Source organism: Brachybacterium sp. NBEC-018 (assembly GCF_024860185.1).
Lineage (GTDB): Bacteria > Actinomycetota > Actinomycetes > Actinomycetales > Dermabacteraceae > Brachybacterium > Brachybacterium rhamnosum.
Window position 1 is genome coordinate 2,383,436 of the sequence record NZ_CP100650.1, and the last position, 17,252, is coordinate 2,400,687.

General features: G+C 71.2%; 14 protein-coding genes. 10 read left to right on the forward strand and 4 right to left on the reverse strand.

The annotated features are described in order from the left end of the window. The first annotated feature begins 7 nt into the window (after window positions 1-7). From NLU66_RS10805 to NLU66_RS10825, 5 genes are all read left to right on the forward strand, one after another. Window positions 8-916 carry a carbohydrate ABC transporter permease gene (locus NLU66_RS10805; protein ID WP_259359696.1) on the forward strand — a complete coding sequence of 303 codons (909 nt, stop codon included), beginning with the start codon at window positions 8-10 and terminating at the stop codon, window positions 914-916. Then, on the forward strand, window positions 913-2,289 hold the full coding sequence (locus NLU66_RS10810) for an extracellular solute-binding protein (protein ID WP_259359697.1): 1,377 nt from the start codon (window positions 913-915) through the stop codon (window positions 2,287-2,289). Before NLU66_RS10805 ends, NLU66_RS10810 begins: the two co-directional genes overlap by 4 nt. A gap of 60 nt (window positions 2,290-2,349) precedes the next feature. After that, the gene (locus NLU66_RS10815; protein WP_259359698.1) at window positions 2,350-3,729 is read left to right on the forward strand and encodes an extracellular solute-binding protein; all 1,380 of its coding nucleotides are present in this window, start codon (window positions 2,350-2,352) and stop codon (window positions 3,727-3,729) included. A gap of 79 nt (window positions 3,730-3,808) precedes the next feature. Continuing rightward, window positions 3,809-4,762 (forward strand): Gfo/Idh/MocA family protein, encoded by a 954-nt coding sequence (locus NLU66_RS10820; protein WP_259359699.1) that lies wholly within the window; start codon window positions 3,809-3,811, stop codon window positions 4,760-4,762. A gap of 18 nt (window positions 4,763-4,780) precedes the next feature. Next, window positions 4,781-5,791 carry a Gfo/Idh/MocA family protein gene (locus NLU66_RS10825; protein ID WP_259359700.1) on the forward strand — a complete coding sequence of 337 codons (1,011 nt, stop codon included), beginning with the start codon at window positions 4,781-4,783 and terminating at the stop codon, window positions 5,789-5,791. 64 nt (window positions 5,792-5,855) lie between these two features. Here the strand turns inward: NLU66_RS10825 and NLU66_RS10830 are convergent, their stop codons facing one another. The 3 genes from NLU66_RS10830 to NLU66_RS10840 all read right to left on the reverse strand — a co-directional run bounded on the left by NLU66_RS10830 (window position 5,856) and on the right by NLU66_RS10840 (window position 9,976). Then, on the reverse strand, window positions 5,856-7,751 hold the full coding sequence (locus NLU66_RS10830; protein WP_259359701.1) for a heparinase II/III family protein: 1,896 nt from the start codon (window positions 7,749-7,751) through the stop codon (window positions 5,856-5,858). Between the two features lie 11 nt (window positions 7,752-7,762). Next, window positions 7,763-8,788, reverse strand: coding sequence for a hydroxyacid dehydrogenase (locus NLU66_RS10835; protein WP_259359702.1), 1,026 nt, complete (start codon window positions 8,786-8,788; stop codon window positions 7,763-7,765). A gap of 90 nt (window positions 8,789-8,878) precedes the next feature. Then, window positions 8,879-9,976 carry a substrate-binding domain-containing protein gene (locus NLU66_RS10840; protein ID WP_259359703.1) on the reverse strand — a complete coding sequence of 366 codons (1,098 nt, stop codon included), beginning with the start codon at window positions 9,974-9,976 and terminating at the stop codon, window positions 8,879-8,881. Window positions 9,977-10,148: 172 nt separating this feature from the next. Here NLU66_RS10840 and NLU66_RS10845 point away from each other — a divergent pair, with 172 nt between their 5' ends. The 4 genes from NLU66_RS10845 (at window position 10,149) to NLU66_RS10860 (ending at window position 15,448) form a co-directional block, all read left to right on the forward strand. Beyond that, window positions 10,149-11,153 (forward strand): ABC transporter permease, encoded by a 1,005-nt coding sequence (locus tag NLU66_RS10845; protein WP_137770620.1) that lies wholly within the window; start codon window positions 10,149-10,151, stop codon window positions 11,151-11,153. Beyond that, window positions 11,150-12,034, forward strand: a complete 885-nt coding sequence (locus NLU66_RS10850; RefSeq protein ID WP_259359704.1) for a carbohydrate ABC transporter permease — start codon at window positions 11,150-11,152, stop codon at window positions 12,032-12,034. The genes NLU66_RS10845 and NLU66_RS10850 overlap by 4 nt, the downstream gene beginning before the upstream one ends. Before the next feature lie 103 nt (window positions 12,035-12,137). Next, a complete protein-coding gene (locus tag NLU66_RS10855; protein WP_259359705.1) occupies window positions 12,138-13,805 on the forward strand; it encodes an extracellular solute-binding protein in 1,668 nt (555 codons plus the stop codon). A 119-nt stretch (window positions 13,806-13,924) separates the two neighbouring features. Then, window positions 13,925-15,448, forward strand: coding sequence for a DUF4832 domain-containing protein (locus NLU66_RS10860; RefSeq protein ID WP_259359706.1), 1,524 nt, complete (start codon window positions 13,925-13,927; stop codon window positions 15,446-15,448). A 40-nt stretch (window positions 15,449-15,488) separates the two neighbouring features. Here the strand turns inward: NLU66_RS10860 and NLU66_RS10865 are convergent, their stop codons facing one another. Then, window positions 15,489-15,647: a hypothetical protein gene (locus NLU66_RS10865; RefSeq protein WP_168198079.1), complete on the reverse strand. Its 159-nt coding sequence runs from the start codon at window positions 15,645-15,647 to the stop codon at window positions 15,489-15,491. Between the two features lie 139 nt (window positions 15,648-15,786). On the opposite strand from NLU66_RS10865, the gene NLU66_RS10870 reads away from it, so the two are divergent. Then, window positions 15,787-17,229 (forward strand): sulfatase, encoded by a 1,443-nt coding sequence (locus NLU66_RS10870; protein WP_259359707.1) that lies wholly within the window; start codon window positions 15,787-15,789, stop codon window positions 17,227-17,229. Window positions 17,230-17,252 lie beyond the last annotated feature (23 nt).

Here is a 17,252-nt window from a genome sequence, read left to right on the forward strand (position 1 = left end):
GAGCAGCATGATCCAGACCGATACCGAGAACGTCGTCCGACGCAAGAAGTCCGACGCCGAGCTCTACAACCGCCGGGCCGACGGCACCCGCCGCCCCTGGTACTCCACCGTGATCGCGCGCGTCGTCATGATCGCGCTGAGCATCCTCTTCCTGCTGCCCCTGTACTGGATGATCGCCTCGGCGCTGAAGTCCGACCAGGAGCTCGCGAAGTTCCCGCCCACGCTGTGGCCCCACGTCCCCGAGTTCGGGAACTTCGTCAAGGCCGTCACGGCGATGCCGTTCCTGCAGTTCTTCGCGAACTCCGCGATCATCACGATCAGCGTCGTGATCCTCTCGGTGATCTCGAACTTCGTCATCGCCTACGGGTTCTCGTGCATCGACTGGCCGGGCCGGGACAAGATCTTCTACGTCGTCATCGCGACGCTGTTCCTGCCCTTCCCCGTGACCCTCATCCCGATGTTCGACATGTGGGCGCGGCTCGGGCTCGTCAACACGCTCTTCCCGCTCATCATCCCGGCGGCGTTCGGCTCGGCGTTCTACGTGTTCCTGCTGCGCCAGTTCCTGCTGCAGATCCCGCGGGCGATGCTCGACGCGGCCCGCGTGGACGGTGCGAGCGAGTGGACGATCCTGTGGAAGATCGCGCTCCCCACCTCGATGCCGGCGCTGACCACCGTCGCCATCTTCGCGGCGGTCGGCTCGTGGAACGACTTCATGGGCCCGCTGATCTACCTGCAGGACACGAAGGTCCAGACCCTCTCGATCGGTCTGCAGACCTTCCGCTCCGTGAACGCGCAGGACGTCACCTTCAACCAGCTGATGGCGGCCTCGTTCCTCGTGATCCTCCCGCTGCTGGTCCTGTTCTTCGTCTTCCAGCGGTACTTCATCCGCGGCATCACGATCGGAGGCTTCAAGTGATCTCGAGGCGTTCCTTCCTCACCGGCACCTCCGCCGCCGGTCTCGCGCTGGGCCTCGGCGCCTGCGCCTCCCGTCCCGCCTCGGGGCCCAACACCATCAGCTACTGGGGTGTGGGCGCAGCGGACAAGGACAAGGACGAGCAGGTCCGCGATGCGTTCCTCGCGACCGACGCCGGGAAGGACGCCCAGATCTACATCGATCAGGTGCCCTCCTCCGGCGTGGCGGACATGTCCCAGATCATCACCGCGGTGCGCGGCGGGACCGCCCCGGACCTGTGGTGGATGGACCGCTTCAACGCGGTGCAGAACGCCTCGATCGGACTGCTCGAGCCGCTCGACGACCTCATCGAGAAGTACGAGGACGTCTCCCCGGAGGAGTTCAAGTCTCAGTGGATCCAGTTCGCCGTGGACGAGCTGACCTACGACGGCCGCCTCTACGGTCTGCCCTGCACGACCGACGCGCGCGGGCTCATGTACAACGAGGACGTCCTCAAGGACGCCGGCGTGGACCTGGACCTGTTCGACGCCTCCCAGCACACCATCACCTGGGACGAGATGGACGACGCGGTCGAGAAGATCGTCCAGCAGGACAAGCGCGGCAACTACACGCGGTTCGGCTTCGCCCCCTGGCTCTCCGAGGGCTGGCCGTACACGTGGGGCTTCGGCCTCGGCGCGTCGGCCTACGACAACGCGACCGGCACCGTCACCCTCGACTCGCCCGAGTGGCAGTCGGTGTACGAGCTCTACGCGGACTGGGCCGAGCGGTTCCCCTACGCCTCGGTGGATGCGTTCTTCGCGACCTACCAGCCGCCGAACGCCCCGCCCACCCAGACCGCCATGTTCAGCGGACGCCTCGGGATCGACACCACCGGTCCCTGGCAGATCTCCGGCAACGAGAAGTACGCGCCGGACCTCCCGCTGAAGTTCACCTACCTCCCCGTGGCGAAGGAGGGCGACCCCACCTACACCTGGTCGGGCGGCCAGTGCCTCGTCATCCCGCGCGGCGCGAACATCACGAAGACCCTCTGGGAGTTCCTGAAGTTCTACGCCGGATTCGAGGGGCAGTCGAGGGTGGTGCCGCAGTACGGCAACCTCCCCACGAACCTGCAGGCCATCGAGGAGGGGAAGTACAACCCCAAGGCCGAGCTGTTCCGCACGATGCTCCCGAACTCCACCTCGCGGCCCCCGCTGCCGGTGGGCTCGGCGATGTGGGACACGCTCACCCGCACCAAGTCCTCGGTGGCGCTGGGATCATCGACGCCGGAGGAGGCCGTGGCCTCCAACCAGCAGATGATCGAGCCGAAGATGGCGCTGTTCCCCGACTACAAGATGCCGGAGACCTACGGGAAGCCCAGTCCCGTCCCCGGCGGCTGACCCGGTGCGGCAGGGGGCGATCCCCCTGCCGCACCACCCGACGAGCGAAGGCGCTCCACCATGATCGACAGACGACACCTGCTCCAGGGCACCGGCCTCGCGGCCGTCGCGGCCCTCGGCGGCGGCGCCTGCGCCCGCACTCCCGACAGCGACGCCAGCACGGTGCGCTACTGGGGGATGGGCGCGGCGGACAAGGACAAGGACGAGGCGGTCAAGGCGGCCTTCCTCGCCACCGACGCCGGCCGCGGCGTCGACATCCACATCGACCAGGTGCCCTCGAGCGGCGCCGCGGACATGTCCCAGATCATCACCGCGGTGCGCGGCGGGACCGCCCCGGACCTGTGGTGGATGGACCGCTTCAACGCGGTGCAGAACGCCTCGATCGGACTGCTCGAGCCGCTCGACGACCTCATCGAGGAGTACGAGGGCGTCTCCGTGGAGGAGTTCACCTCGCAGTGGCTCCAGTTCGCGATCGACGAGCTCACCTACGAGGGCAGCGTCTACGGCCTGCCCACCTCGACCGACGCCCGCGGCCTGCTGTGCAACCAGGACGTCCTCAAGGACGCCGGCGTGGACCTCGACCTCGTGGATCCCGAGCAGCACGTCCTCACCTGGGACGAGCTGCGCGAGATCGCCCGGACGATCACCCACGAGGACTCCCGCGGCAACTACGACATGCTCGGCTTCGCCCCCTGGATGGACCAGGGCATGCCGTACACCTGGGCCTTCGGCCTCGGCGCGGAGGTCTACGACGACGAGACCGGCACGGTCGTCCTGGACTCCCCGGCCTGGGAGAGCGTCTACGGGATCTACGCGGACTGGGCGGAGGAGTTCCCCTTCTCCCGTGTGGACGCGTTCTACGCGACCTACCAGCCGCCGAACGCTCCTCCCTCCCAGACCGCCCTGTTCAGCCAGCGCCTCGCCATCACGGCGACCGGGCCCTGGCAGAACTCGGGCAATAGGAAGTACGCCCCGGACCTCCCGCTGACCTGGACCTGGCTGCCGGTCGCCGAGGAGGGCGACCCCACGTACACGTGGTCCGGCGGCTTCTCGCTGGTCATGCCCAAGGGATCGAGCATGTCGAAGGCCGCGTGGGACTTCATGAAGTTCCACACCGGGCTCGACGGGCAGCGCAGCTACGTGCCCGCGCTCGGCAGCCTGCCCACCCACCTGCGCGCGATCGAGGAGAAGGCGTACGACCCGGCCGCGGAGCTGTTCCGGCAGATGCTGCCCGGATCGACCTCCCGCCCGCCGCTGCCCGTCGGCTCCGTCGTCTCCGACGCGATGGACCGCGCGAAGACCTCCGTCGCCCTCGGCTCGAAGACCCCTCAGCAGGTCCTCGAGGAGACCCAGGCGATGGTCGTCCCCAAGATGGATCTCTTCCCCGGGTTCCGCATGCCGGAGACCTACGGGGAGCGACAGGAGATCGAGGCGGCCTGAGCGCCGCCCCCACAGAACCACCGGCCGCACGGGCCGGACAGGACCCCACCCACGAGAAGAGAAGAAGGAAACCCTCCCCATGACCCACCCCCTGCGCATCGCCGTGCTCTCCGCATGGCACGTGCACGCCGAGGAGTACGGGCGCGCCGCCCTCGACCACCCGGACACGGAGCTCGTGGCCGTCTGGGACGACGACGCCGAGCGCGGCGCCGCCCTGGCCGAGACCCTCGGGGTGCCCTTCGAGGCGGACCTCGACGCGCTCCTGGCCCGAGAGGACCTCGACGGCGTCACGAACACGACCGCGACCACCGACCACGACGAGATCCTCGGGAAGGTGATCGCGAGCGGGAAGCACGTCTTCACCGAGAAGCTGCTCTCGCCCACCGTCGAGGGCTGCGACGCCCTGACCTCCGCGGCGAGCGCCGCCGGGGTGCAGATCACCGTGTCCCTGCCGCGGCTCTCGCACGGGTACACCGTCGCCCTGCGCGAGGTGCTCGAGGCCGGGATCCTGGGCCGCATCAGCTACTCGCGCGTGCGCCTGGCCCACAACGGCTCGACCGGCGACTGGCTGCCCGCCCGCTTCTACGACCCGGCCGAGGCGATCGGCGGCGCGTTCAGCGACCTCGCCGCGCACCCCGTGTACCTCACCCAGCTGATCCTGGGCGCCGAGTCCTCGAGCGTGCGCGCCGCGTACACCGACATGACCGGCCGCGGCGTCGAGGACAACGCGGTCGTCACGATCACCACGCCGGACGGCGCGATCGGCGTCATCGAGACCGGCTTCGTGACCCCCTTCAGCCCCTTCACCATCGAGGTGCAGGGCACCGAGGGGACCCTGCTGTACGGGTTCGACGAGGGCCGCATGCAGCTCGGCACCGCCGAGGGCTGGAAGGACCTCGAGGTCCCCGCCGACATCGACGCCCCCTTCGCCCAGTGGGTCACCGCGATCCGCACCGGCACCCCCACCACCGAGAACCTCGAGCGCGCCCGCGCGCTCACCCAGCTCGTCGTCGCCGCGAACGCCGCGGCCTGACCCCCCAGGAGAGACACCATGACCCTCACCCTTCCCGTCCGCATCGGCCTCATCGGCGGCGGCGGCATCGCCAACGCCCACCTCGCCGGCTACGCCACCATCCCCGACCGCGTGAAGGTCACCGCCGTGGCCGACGCCGTCCCCGAGACCCTCGCCCAGCGCGTCGAGCAGCTCGGCGCGACCGGCTACAGCGACTTCACCGAGCTCGTGAAGGACCCGGACGTCGACGCGGTCGACATCTGCCTGCCCCACCACCTCCACAAGCCCGCGATCATCGCCGCGGCGGAGGCCGGCAAGCACATCCTCTGCGAGAAGCCGCTGTGCCTCACCGCCGAGGAGGCGCGCGAGGTGCGCGACGCCGTGCAGAAGGCGGGCGTCACCCTCATGTGCGCCCACAACCAGCTGTTCATGCCCGCCGTCGCGAAGGCCAAGGAGGTCATCGACTCCGGCGCCCTCGGCACCGTCTACGAGGTGCGCACGACGGACTCGTTCTTCAACGACTTCGACCCGGAGTCCATGGGCTGGCGCGCGAAGGCCGCGACCTCCGGCGGCGGCGAGTACATCGACACCGGCTACCACCCGACCTACCTGCTCATGCACCTCTCCGGCGGCAAGCCGGTCGAGGCGTTCTCCATGATGTCCACGCACCGCCTCACCTTCATGGAGGGCGAGGACTCCGCCCAGGTGCTCGTGCGCTTCGACAACGGCTCGGTGGGCCAGCTCGTGACCTCGTGGGCCTACCAGGCCGCGCCGGGCACGGACCGCTTCTCCGTCGTGGGCGAGAAGGGCTCGCTGAGCTCCGACGGCTCGACCCTCCGCGTGAAGCTGCGCGCTGAGGAGGAGGAGCAGGTGTTCGCGGCGGAGCCGATCGACACCTTCGCCGCGGAGATCGCGGACTTCGTCACCTGCCTCGAGACGGGCCGTCGCCCGATCAACACCGAGGAGGAGGGCATCGCGGTGCTCGGCATCATCCTCGCGGCGTACGAGAGCTCCCGCTCCGGCAAGGCGGAGCCCGTCCCCACCGTGTGAGACACCTCGGCCCCGCCCCGCATGTCCTGCGGGGCGGGGCCGACGGCCGTCCGGAGGCCCCCGCTCAGGCGGTGGCCCCGCCGGCACCCGGCCCGCGGCGGAGCACGAACGAGCTCCGGCCGCGGGCCGTCGCCGTCCTCGGGGTGAGCACCGTGCGGTGCACGCGCTCACCCCAGGTCCCGCGCAGCCGAGCGTCCGTCAGCGGGATCTCCTCGATGCGCACCGCGAGGTCCGGGGGATCCAGCTGCAGCTCGGCGGGGCCGATGCGCAGCCGCCCCTCGCCGAGGGGTACGGGCCGGTCCAGGGTCATGAGCACCTGCTCCATCACGAGCGGGGCGGCGGCCTCCCAGTCGTCCTCGATCCGCACCTCCCGGCGCCGTCGGTCCAGGGTCGCGGTCCGCTCGCAGCGCCGCAGCCCCGCCGCCTCCGGATACGCCCCGGCGAGGTCGGCGGAGAGCGCGGCGCGGTCGCCGTCCTCGGAGAAGACGGTGCCCGCGGCGCGGAAGCCGATCCCGGGCGGCTGCTCGAACCCGCCGGGCAGCGGGCAGCTGTGGAAGCCGCTGCGCATGGTCCAGATCGTGTAGCGGGTCTCGGGCAGGAAGGTCTCGCGCCGGTAGTCGCCCACGCCCGCGTCGATGAGCACGGGCAGGCCGTCGAGCGAGGCGATCACGCCGCCCACGTCGTCATGGTTGTGGCTGACGTCGTTGTGGCCGCCCTTCGCGGCGAGGAACCAGCCCCGCACCTCGCCCTCCTCCTCGCGCATGACGGCGAGCTCGGTGCCGGGGGCGTACCAGGAGCGCGGCATGCCGGGCGCCTCGGGTCCCGCCTCGCGCCAGGCGGGATCGCGCAGCTCGTGGAGCGTGCGCAGGAACTGGGGTGCGAGCTGCTCGGGAAGGCGCAGCGGGTGCAGCCCGCCCATCCAGCGGGCGTGCGCGGCGACCGCCTCGTCCTGCACCCGCTCGCCGAAGCGGGCGAGCAGGTGCCAGGAGGCGTTCGGCGGCAGGGAGGCGGCGCCGTCGGAGTAGTTGACCTGGGAGTCGGCGCTGATCTGCATGCGCATGGGGAAGGCGGCCATCGCCGCGACCGGCTCGACGACGAAGCCGTCGAGGGCGCCGTCGGTGATCTCCTCGAGCAGGTCGAGCGCCTCGAAGAGCGTCGCCCCGGCCCACCACCAGTAGGTGGCGCCCTCGTCGCAGCTGCCGTCGGCCGCATAGCCCGCGCGGAAGCGGTCGAGGATCGCGAGCGCCCGGCGGGAGTCCTCGGCGAGCACGGCCGGGTCCTCCTCGAGGGCCGCCGCGCAGAGCAGGGCGTTCGAGACGATCCACGGCGCCCAGTTGTTGGGGGTCTCCTCGATCCCGTGCCAGAAGTAGACCTCCTCGCGCCACGGGCGCAGCACCCGGGTGCGGATCTCGTGGTGCATGCGCGCCCGGATCCCGGGGTACTCCTCCTCGAGCGCCTCGCCGGCGAAGGAGTCGACGGCGGCGAGCATCCCGCCCGCGTAGCCGCAGGCGAGGTCGAGCACGTCCCGCCCGGGCTGGGGGAGCGGCGGCCGGGAGCCGTCCTCGGGGAGCGCGTAGTGGGAGGGCAGGCACCAGGCGGAGAGCTCGCACAGCCGCCAGACGTCGTCCGCGAGGTCGCGCCGCCAGCGGTCCTCGCCGGTGAGCGCGAGCGCGAGGGCGGCGGAGGCGGTCGCGTTCAGCAGCAGCCGCTGCGCGGTGTCGTAGGGCAGCCGCTCCCCGGTGCGGTGGTAGTGATTCCACAGCTCGAGGCTGGGTGGGGTCTCGCGCGAGTCGCGCTGCCAGGCCTCCGCCGCCTCGAGCACCCTCCCGCGGTGCGCGGCGGGCACGTGCTCCCAGGCGGCGCGGTCCGCGACGGGCGGGGCGGCGCGCCATGCGCCGGGGCGGAGGGCGGCGAGGACGGGAGGGGTGAGGAGGTCCGAGAGGCGGGAGGGGACGGTCATCGGGGGCCTCCTCAGGCGCGCAGGGAGAAGGTCGAGGCGGAGATCTCCTCGGCGAAGGTGCCGGACGTGGCGAAGGAGATGACCTCGTCCACCGCATGGGCGGAGAGACGGCCCAGCTCCGTGCCCACGGACCCGGCGATGTGCGGGGTGAGGAACGCGTGGGGGTGCGTGCGAAGACGTGAGCCCAGGGGGAGAGGCTCCTCCTCGGCGACGTCGAGCAGCGCGGTCACGTCCCCGTCGTCGAGGCGGTCGGCGAGGGCGTCCTGGTCCACGAGCTCGCCACGGGCGGTGTTGACGAAGGTGGTCCCCGGCCGCATGCGACGCAGCAGGTCGCGGTCGATCATGCGGGAGGTCGAGGGCAGCAGCGGGGCGTGCAGGGAGATGATGTCGCTGCGCTCCATGAGCTCGGGGAGGGGCACGAGGGCCACGCCGAGCTCCCGGGCCTGGGCGGGGGTGAGCGTGGGATCGGCGAGGACGACGTCGAGGTCGAAGGCGCGCAGGCGCTCGATGACGAGCCGGCCCACGCTCGAGGCGCCGATGATGCCGACGGTGCGGGAGCGGATGCCGACGGCGGGCCAGCTGCCCTCGAGGTCGATCTCCGCGGCGCCCTCGCGCAGTCGCTGCGCGGCCCAGAAGGCGCGCTTCGCGCCGAGCACGATCAGCGCCACGGTGAACTCGGCGACGGGGATCGCGTTGACGCTCGCGCTCGAGCTCACCGCGATGCCGCGGCGGTAGACCTCGTCCGTGACGAGGGTACGCACGGTGCCGGCGGAGTGGGCGATCGCGCGCAGGGCGGGCATCTCGTCCAGGAGCGCCGCGTCGAGCACGGGGGAGCCCCAGCCGGTCACGAGGATCTCGACCTCGGAGAGGAGCGCGGCGTCCTGCGCATCGATGCGCAGGGGACGGTCCGCGAGCAGGCGCAGGGCGGGATGGGACTCGAGCCGCTGCAGGTCGACCTGCCCGAAGACCCGTCGGAACGTCTCCTCGGGAAGGAGCATCCCGACGCTGCGACGGGATGCGGAGGCGTGATCGGTCATGGGGTGTGTCTCCTCGTTCGGTGGCCCCGTCATCTCACCGGCTCCCGAACGACCACGTCAACCATCACCGTGCGATCGAACAGATACCGATCATCCCTGGGGTGCGGCCGTCGAGGCGCGGACCGCGAGCGAGGGGCGCACGGCCACGTGACGTGCGGCGAGACCGGCCTGGGCGCCGCTCGAGAGCCGATCGAACACGAGCCCCACCGCGATCCGGCCCACGTCCCGGCGCGGCGGGGAGACCGCGGTGAGCGGCACCGCGGCGAGCTCCGCGATCTCGTCGTCGTAGGAGATCAGCGACAGGTCCCCGGGGATCTCGAGCCCGGTCTCGAGCGCGGTGCCGAGGAAGTCCGCCGCGTAGTGGTCGGAGTGCACGAGCAGCGCCGTGACCCCGGCCTCGAGCGCCCGGTCCAGGCAGCGTCGGGACTGCGCGGCCGTGTCCTCACCCTCCTCGATGACGATCACGGGGGCGTCGCCGGGAAGGCCCCGGCGCTCGAGCGCCCGTGCGAAGCCCGGGCGCAGCGCTCCGGCGGTGGGGGTGTCGTAGGTGAACATGCCGATCCGCTCGTGGCCGAGCTCGGCGAGGTGGCCGACGGCGAGGGCGGCGCCCGCGGCGTGGTCCGTGCGCACCGACTCGAGCACGGCGCCCTCGGCCTCCTCGGCGACGCCGCGCTCGACCATGACGACCGGCAGACCGCAGTCGACGAGGCGCTCGCGCAGCGCCGGGTCATCGGCGGAGGCGCTGGTCACGAGCAGGGCATCGGCGCCGCCGGCGATCAGGCGCTCGAGCTGGACGCGCTCGCGGTCGGGGTCGTAGCGGGAGACGCCGAGCATCATCCGGCCGCCGAGCTCGCGGGTGCGCTCGAGCGCGCCGTCCACGACGGTGGGGAAGTAGTAGCTGGGGTCGGGGCTCAGCACACCGAGCGTGAACAGCGCCCCGCCCTCGGGATCCGCATCCGGGCCGCGGCGCGCCGAGGGCCGGTGGCGGACGGTCGTGGAGGGCGGCACCTCGATCGCCTCGGCGCCGCCGTGGATCCGTCGCAGGGCGCCGGCGTCGGCGAGCTCACGGAGGTCGCGGCGCACGGTCATGGGGGAGATCCCCATGCGCGCGGCGAAGTCCGCGACGGAGACGGTGCCGTGCATCCGCAGCTCCATGAGGATGCGCTCCTGGCGCCCCGGGACGTTCATGAGGACTCCTGTTCGAGTTCTGTGCGAGTGATCGAAGGTGATTGACCGTGATCGTAGCGGTTGCGTTCACTGTCCAGCACCCGGGCCACCGCGACGAGGCGCGCCCGAGCGGGACGGCCGAGTGGCCGCTCCCCAGGTCAGGACAGAACCGTCCCGTGAGCGAGGGAGCCACATGACCGTCAGGACACCGACAAGGCCGCCGGGCACCGGCGTGCTCCGGCGCGCCGCCGCACGCCGCGACACCGGCGCCGCGATACCGCGGCGCACCGTGCCGTGGGCGCAGCGGCTGCGCCGCGACTACCCGCTCGCGCTCATGGTCGCCCCCGCGGTGATCCTGCTGCTGCTGTTCGTGTACGTGCCGCTGCTGGGCAACGTCATCGCGTTCATGGACTACCAGCCCTACATCCCGATCCTGCAGAGCCCGTGGGCGGGGCTGTCCAACTTCACCGCCCTGTTCACCGACGCCGCCTTCTGGGCCGCGGTCGTCAACACCCTCGAGATCACGGCGATCCAGCTCGTGCTCTTCTTCCCGGTGCCGATCGCGCTCGCACTGCTCATCCACTCGCTCGTGTGGCCGTGGCTGCGCGCGGTCGTGCAGTCGGTGCTCTACCTCCCGCACTTCCTCTCCTGGGTGATCGTCGTGGGGTTCTTCCAGCAGAGCCTCGGATCCGCCGGCATCATCAACCGCTGGCTGCGCGAGCTGGACATCCACACGATCAACATCCTCGCGGAGCCCTCGACCTTCAAGCTCCTGCTCTCCGCACAGGTCATCTGGAAGGACGCCGGCTGGGGCACGATCATCTTCCTCGCCGCGCTCGCCGCGATCGACGACTCCCTCTACGAGGCCGCCGCGATCGACGGCGCCGGCGCCTGGGGCCGGTTCTGGCACGTGACGCTCCCGGGCATCCGCCCGATCATCGTGCTGCTGCTGATCCTCCGGCTCGGCGACGCGCTGAGCGTCGGCTTCGAGCAGATCATCCTCCAGCGCAGCGCCGTCGGACCGGGCGCCGCGGAGGTCCTGGACACGTACGTCTACTACCACGGCGTGATCGACGGGAACTGGTCCACCGGCATCGCCGCCGGACTCATCAAGGGACTCGTCGGCCTCGTGCTGATCCTCGCGGCCAACAAGGCCGCCCACATGCTCGGCGAGCAAGGAGTGTATGCGAAGTCATGAGCACCGTCGTGCGGCCCGTGTGGGCCGGAAAACCCCAGCCCGTCGTCCTCCTGCTGAAGGCGCTCGCGATCCTCGTCGCCCTCACCGTCGTCCTCTTCCCGTTCCTCATGGTCATCTCCACGAGCCTGTCCAGCGCGGCGGACGTCACCGCCGCCGGCGGCTACGTGCTCTGGCCCCGCTCGGTGACCTTCGAGGCCTATGAGCAGATCCTCTCCGGGGGCCTCGTCACCCGGGCGATCCTCGTGACCGCCGCCGTGACCGCGGCCGGCACGACGATCAGCGTCGCCTCGACGGTGCTGGCCGCCTGGGCGCTCAGCCGGCCCTCGTTCTTCCAGCGGCCCGTGCTCATGTTCGTGCTGCTGACGTTCCTCTTCTCCCCGGGCATGATCCCGCTGTACCTCATGGTCAAGCAGCTCGGGCTGCTGGACAGCCTGTGGTCGCTGATCCTGCCCTCGGCGTTCAGCGTCTTCAACATGATCGTCGTGCGCGGCTTCATGATGGGCATCCCGCAGGAGCTCGTGGACAGCGCCAAGATCGACGGCGCCGGCGAGCTGCGGATCCTGCTGCGGATCATCCTCCCGCTCTCGCGCGCCGTGATCGCTGTGGTCGCCCTGTTCTACGCCGTCGGCTACTGGAACTCCTTCTTCAACGCGATGCTCTACATCGACGACACCTCGAAGTGGACGCTCCAGCTGGTGCTGCGCACCTACGTGCTGCAGGGCTCCAGCCTCGTCGAGGCGAGCACGGACTCCGTGACACCGCCGGCCCAGTCGATCCAGATGGCCGTCGTGATGATCGCGATCATCCCGATCCTGTGCGCCTACCCGCTCGTCCAGCGCCACCTCACCAAGGGCGTGCTCACCGGCGCCGTCAAGGGCTGACATCACCGCGCGTCCCGCCCGTCGGTCCCGCCCGTCGGCCCTGCCCGTCGGCCCCGCAGACCCCACCCCTCCACCATCCGCCATCCGATCACAGGAGTTCACCATGTCCGCATCCCTGCACGCCTCCGACCGTCCCCAGCGCGCCGTCACCCGGCGCCGCGCCCTCACCGGGGCCGCCGTCGGCATCGCCGGCATCGCCGGTGCCGGGGCCCTCGCCGGCTGCGGCGGCTCCGCCGCGACCGAGGAGATCGCCACCGAGCTCGCCGCCGTCCCCACCTACACGCCCGTCACCGGCGGCCCCACCCCGGACCTCCCCGGCGACGAGAACGTCCAGCCCGTCTACTTCGAGGCGCCCCAGGAGGCGGACCTCTTCACCTCGGTCGCCGAGGCGCAGCTGCCGCACACCACGGATCCCGTCTCCGCCTTCGTCATCTCCTACGCCCCGCCGGCGCCCTCCTCCAACAGCTACCTCGAGGAGGCCCGGAAGCGGCTGGACACCGACCTCGAGGTGCAGATCGTCTCCTCGGAGAACTTCAGCGCCAAGTTCGCGACCGTCATGGCCGGCGGCGACATCCCCGACATGGTCGAGTTCATCGCCTTCGACATGCCCACCAATGCGCCGCAGCTCCTGGACGCCCAGTTCACGGACCTCTCCGAGCTGCTCGGCGGGGACGCGATCGCGGACTACCCGAACCTCGCCAACATCCCCAGCTCCTCGTGGGAGAACTGCCGGGTCAACGGCCGCATCTACGGCACCCCCGTGCACCGGCCGCCGTTCGGCAGCATCCTCGTCACCCGCACCGACCTCGTCGAGGAGCTCACCGGCGAGGCGCCCGCCCCCTCCTCGAAGGACGAGTTCACCGCCCTGCTGGACGCGGTGACCGACGCGAAGGCCGGTCGCTGGGCGCTGTGCGGGCAGACCGCCGGCGACAGCGTGGACTGGGGCTACGACTTCATGGCCGCGATGTTCGGCGTGCCCAACGGCTGGGGCCTCGTGGACGGGAAGCTCGTCCACAAGTTCGAGCACGAGGGCTACCTCGAGATGGCGTCGTACATCAAGGAGATGCACGACGCCGGGTACTACCACCCCGACACCCCGAGCATGTCCGGCTCGCAGGCGAAGACCAACATCGCGAACGGCAGCGTGCTCATGCACCTCGACGGGATCTCCGCGCTGCTGGACACCTCGCTCCCCGAGGGCACCGCGACCGGCGCGATCGTCCCCTTCGCGGCCGACGGCGGTGCCGGGATCATCTACCAGGGCAGCTCGCTGTTCTCCTTCACCGCGCTCAAGAAGGCGGAGGAGGGCCGCATCCTCGAGCAGCTCAAGGTGCTCAACTACCTCGCCGCGCCCTACGGCAGCGAGGAGGGCTTCTTCCTCCAGTACGGGACGAAGGGCGAGCACTTCGAGCGTGCGGGCGACGGCGCGATCTCCGTGACCGACGCCGGCACCGCCCAGATCGGCCCGACCTCCCTGAACCGGATCTCCGCGCCGCCGCAGATCCTCACCTCCGCCGTGCGGATCGACGACCAGCTGCGCCGCTCCCACGCCTGGCAGGAGGACTCCTCCCCGATGCTGCTCAAGAGCGCCGTCGCCGGCCTCTACTCGCCGACGGCCGCGAAGAACTCCTCCGCCGCCGGCGCCGTGATGACCTCGCTGGACGAGTACATCCTGGGCCGCGGCTCCCTCGACGCGGTGAAGGAGGCGACCTCGACCTGGACCACCCAGAGCGGCGACACGATCCGCGCGGAGTACGAGGAGCAGCTCTGAGCGCTCCCCGCTCCTGCCGTCCCCGCCGCTCGACCCCGCTCCCGACCGACCCCTCGATCCCTGTCCCGTCCCCTGATCCGCTCCCCGGACCCTCCGGGGTGTTCTCGAAGGAGAGAACCATGACCAGCGCATCCCGCATCCCCCGTCGCAGCATGCTCGGCATGGGCGCCGCCGCGGCCACCGCCGGCGCCGGACTGCTCGCCGCCCCCGCCGCCCCCGCCGCCCCGCCCGGCCGCACCCTCGCCCTCGCGGCGGACACCACCAGCATCCTGCGCAACCCCCTCACCGGATGGGTGCTGTACGGCACCGGGTCGCCGTCGGCCGACTACTGGACGACCTACGACGCCCTCGAGATCGAGGGGCGCGACGAGCCCGTGCGCGTCGCCGACCACGCCCAGACCCTCTACATGCGCCTCAGCTGGACCGTGCTGAACCCCGAGGAGGGCGTCTACGGCTGGGACGTGCACGAGGGCCTGCGGAGCATGATCCAGGGCGCCCGCGAGCGGGACCTCCGCCTCGCCTTCCGGGTGGTCGTCGACAGCCGCGACAAGTCCAGCGACTTCACCCCCGCCTGGGTGCGCGCGGCCGGCGCCGAGGGCTACGAGACCCAGACCGGCTCGAGGACCGTGTGGACCCCCTACCCGGACGACCCGGTGTTCCGGTCGAGCTACGAGACCTTCCTCGAGGCCTTCGCCGCGCGCTTCGACGAACCCGACGAGGTCGCCTTCATCGACGCCTACGGCCTGGGCAAATGGGGAGAGGGGCATTCGATGCGCTACCTCGACCCCGCGAACCGGGCGGACGTCTTCCACTGGAACATCGACCTGTACCACCGGCTCTTCGACCACGTCCCGCTCGCGATCAACTACCACCGCATGATCGGCGCGGCCGGCGACTGGGGGCCCGCGGATCCCGACTCCCGGGGCCTGCTCGAGTACGCCTTCGAGAAGGGGTGCATGCTGCGCCACGACGCCTTCGGCATGAGCGTCTACTACGGGCAGTGGGAGCGGGACCTCGCCGCGGAGTGGATCGGCCGGCGGCCGATCGTCTTCGAGGGCGGCTGGGTCACCAAGCAGCACGACTTCTCGGTGGACCCTCGCGGCTACGAGACCGTCGAGGACGTGCGCCGCGGCGAGTACGAGGACGCCGTCGAGGCCCACGTGAACATGCTCGACTTCCGGATGGGGGAGACCGAGTCCTGGTTCCGGGACGTCCCCGACCTCGTCGCGGACTTCGAGTCCCAGGGCGGCTACCGCCTGCAGCTCGAGCAGGTGGTCCTGCCGCCGGCCGAGCGCACGGGCAGCTGCACGATCCGGCACCGCTGGACGAACCTCGGCTGGGGCATGTTCCCCAACGACCTCCCGCAGTGGGGGCACCGGTACCGGGTCGCCTTCGCCCTGCTGGACGCCGCGGACCACCGGGTGCTGCGCACCTATGTGGACGGGGAGGCGGAGCCGTCGGACTGGCTGCGCGGGGACCACGCCGACCACGATCTCGCAGTCACGCTCGAGCCCGGTGCGGGCGAGCGGAGGGTCTGGGCGGTCGCGATCGTGGACACCACGAAGGACGGGGCCCCGGCGATCGCCATCGCCTCGCAGGGGGAGGTCACCGACGACGGGTGGCTGCTGCTCACCGGGAACTAGGAGGGGACGAGCCGGGGACGGGCTCGCGGCGGGCGGAGGATCAGCCGCGGGCCGGGCGCCAGCCGGCGCAGGGCGGCGGTGCCGGGGTGATGCCCCGGCGCCGCCGCCGGAGCCGGTGCGGGGTCGCCTGGGAGGGAGGCGTGCCGCTGCCCCGATCGCCCGTCGACTCGGGGGTGGGCTCATCCTGCTGTGAGGTCATGGCACGATTCTCTATCCTTGCCCGGACAATCGACGCCCGTGTGATCACACCGTGATGAAGGGGCCCATCCGAGCGGTCGGGGAGGGCCTCCGCGGCCGTGTCGCTGTGACGACGGGCACGATCGGTGGAGGATGGGGCGATGTCCCGGCCCAACATCCTGCTCGTCCTCTCCGACGACCACGCCGCCCACTCGATCTCCGCCTACGGCAGCCGGGTGAACAGCACGCCCCACATCGACCGGCTCGCCGAGGAGGGGGCGCTGATGGAGGCGGCGTACTGCACGAACTCGATCTGCACGCCCTCGCGGGCCTCGATCCTCACCGGCACCTACAGCCACGTGAACCGGGCCTGCTCGATCTACTCCCAGTTCGACCATCGGGTGGGGACCTTCCCCGAGGTGCTCCACGACGCGGGCTACCAGACGGCCGTCCACGGCAAGTGGCACCTGGGGACCTCCGAGGCCTCGCTGCCGCGCGGCATGGACGACTGGTCGATCTTCCCGGACCAGGGCGCCTACGTCGACCCGGTGATGATCGGCCCCGCAGGGGAGGAGACGGTCCCGGGCTACGCGACGGACATCGTCACCTCCCGCAGCATCGACTTCCTGGACCGTCGCGATCCCGAGCGGCCCTTCTGCCTCCTCGTCCACCACAAGGCGCCCCACCGCCCCTGGATCCCGCACCCCCGCTACGAGGGTCTCCACACCGAGGGCACGATCCCCGAGCCGGAGACCATCGCCGACGACCACGCCGGCCGCAGCGCATCGGTGCGGCGCGTCGCGATGCGCCTGGACGACCTCACCCTCACCGACGTCAAGGAGCCGGTGCCGCCGGAGCTCGAGGGGGAGGAGCACCTCGCCGAGCGCTCCTCCTGGAAGTACCAGCGGTACATGCGCGACTACCTCCGCTGCGTGCAGGCGGTCGACGACTCCGTGGGCGAGCTCCTGGATTACCTCGACGAGCACGACCTCGCCGAGAGCACCCTCGTGATCTACACCTCCGACCAGGGGTTCTTCCTCGGCGATCACGGCTGGTTCGACAAGCGGCTCATGTTCGACGAGTCGCTCACCATGCCCGTCGTCGTCCGCTGGCCCGCGGCGATCGGCGCCGGGACGCGCGTCGCCGAGATGGTCACCAACGTCGACTTGGCCGCGACCATGCTCGAGGCGGCCGGCATCGGACCCTCCGCGCTCCCGGCGCAGCAGGGACGCAGCTTCCTGCCGCTGCTGCGGGGCGAGAGCGTCGAGGACCGGCCGGAGGCCGTCTACTACCGCTACTGGGAGCACGACGACCCCGAGCACCACGCCCCCGCCCACTACGGGGTGCGCACCCGCACCCACACGTACGTCCACTACTACAACGACGGGCTCGGCACCCCCGGCTCGAGCGGCGCCGTCATGCCCGAGGAGATCGAGCTCTACGACAACGTCGCGGACCCGCAGCAGCTGACCAACATCGCCGATGACACGGCCGCGGCAGGGATCCGCGAGGAGCTCGCGGCGCTGCTCGCCCGGCTCCAGGAGGAGCTCGGCGACGCCCCCTACGAGGGCCCGGGCACCCCGCGCCTGGAGTGGCCCCGCTGACCTGCCCGCGCGAGGGCTCTACG

Bases quoted from the DNA above. Each gene is read 5' to 3' on its own strand.
- NLU66_RS10840 (WP_259359703.1), bottom strand. From the start codon at position 9,976: ATGAACGTCCCGGGGCGCCAGGAGCGCATCCTCATGGAGCTGCGGATG.
- NLU66_RS10845 (WP_137770620.1), top strand. From the start codon at position 10,149: ATGACCGTCAGGACACCGACAAGGCCGCCGGGCACCGGCGTGCTCCGG.
- NLU66_RS10850 (WP_259359704.1), top strand. From the start codon at position 11,150: ATGAGCACCGTCGTGCGGCCCGTGTGGGCCGGAAAACCCCAGCCCGTC.
- NLU66_RS10865 (WP_168198079.1), bottom strand. From the start codon at position 15,647: ATGACCTCACAGCAGGATGAGCCCACCCCCGAGTCGACGGGCGATCGG.
- NLU66_RS10825 (WP_259359700.1), top strand. From the start codon at position 4,781: ATGACCCTCACCCTTCCCGTCCGCATCGGCCTCATCGGCGGCGGCGGC.
- NLU66_RS10815 (WP_259359698.1), top strand. From the start codon at position 2,350: ATGATCGACAGACGACACCTGCTCCAGGGCACCGGCCTCGCGGCCGTC.
- NLU66_RS10835 (WP_259359702.1), bottom strand. From the start codon at position 8,788: ATGACCGATCACGCCTCCGCATCCCGTCGCAGCGTCGGGATGCTCCTT.
- NLU66_RS10830 (WP_259359701.1), bottom strand. From the start codon at position 7,751: ATGACCGTCCCCTCCCGCCTCTCGGACCTCCTCACCCCTCCCGTCCTC.
- NLU66_RS10805 (WP_259359696.1), top strand. From the start codon at position 8: ATGATCCAGACCGATACCGAGAACGTCGTCCGACGCAAGAAGTCCGAC.
- NLU66_RS10860 (WP_259359706.1), top strand. From the start codon at position 13,925: ATGACCAGCGCATCCCGCATCCCCCGTCGCAGCATGCTCGGCATGGGC.
- NLU66_RS10870 (WP_259359707.1), top strand. From the start codon at position 15,787: ATGTCCCGGCCCAACATCCTGCTCGTCCTCTCCGACGACCACGCCGCC.
- NLU66_RS10855 (WP_259359705.1), top strand. From the start codon at position 12,138: ATGTCCGCATCCCTGCACGCCTCCGACCGTCCCCAGCGCGCCGTCACC.
- NLU66_RS10820 (WP_259359699.1), top strand. From the start codon at position 3,809: ATGACCCACCCCCTGCGCATCGCCGTGCTCTCCGCATGGCACGTGCAC.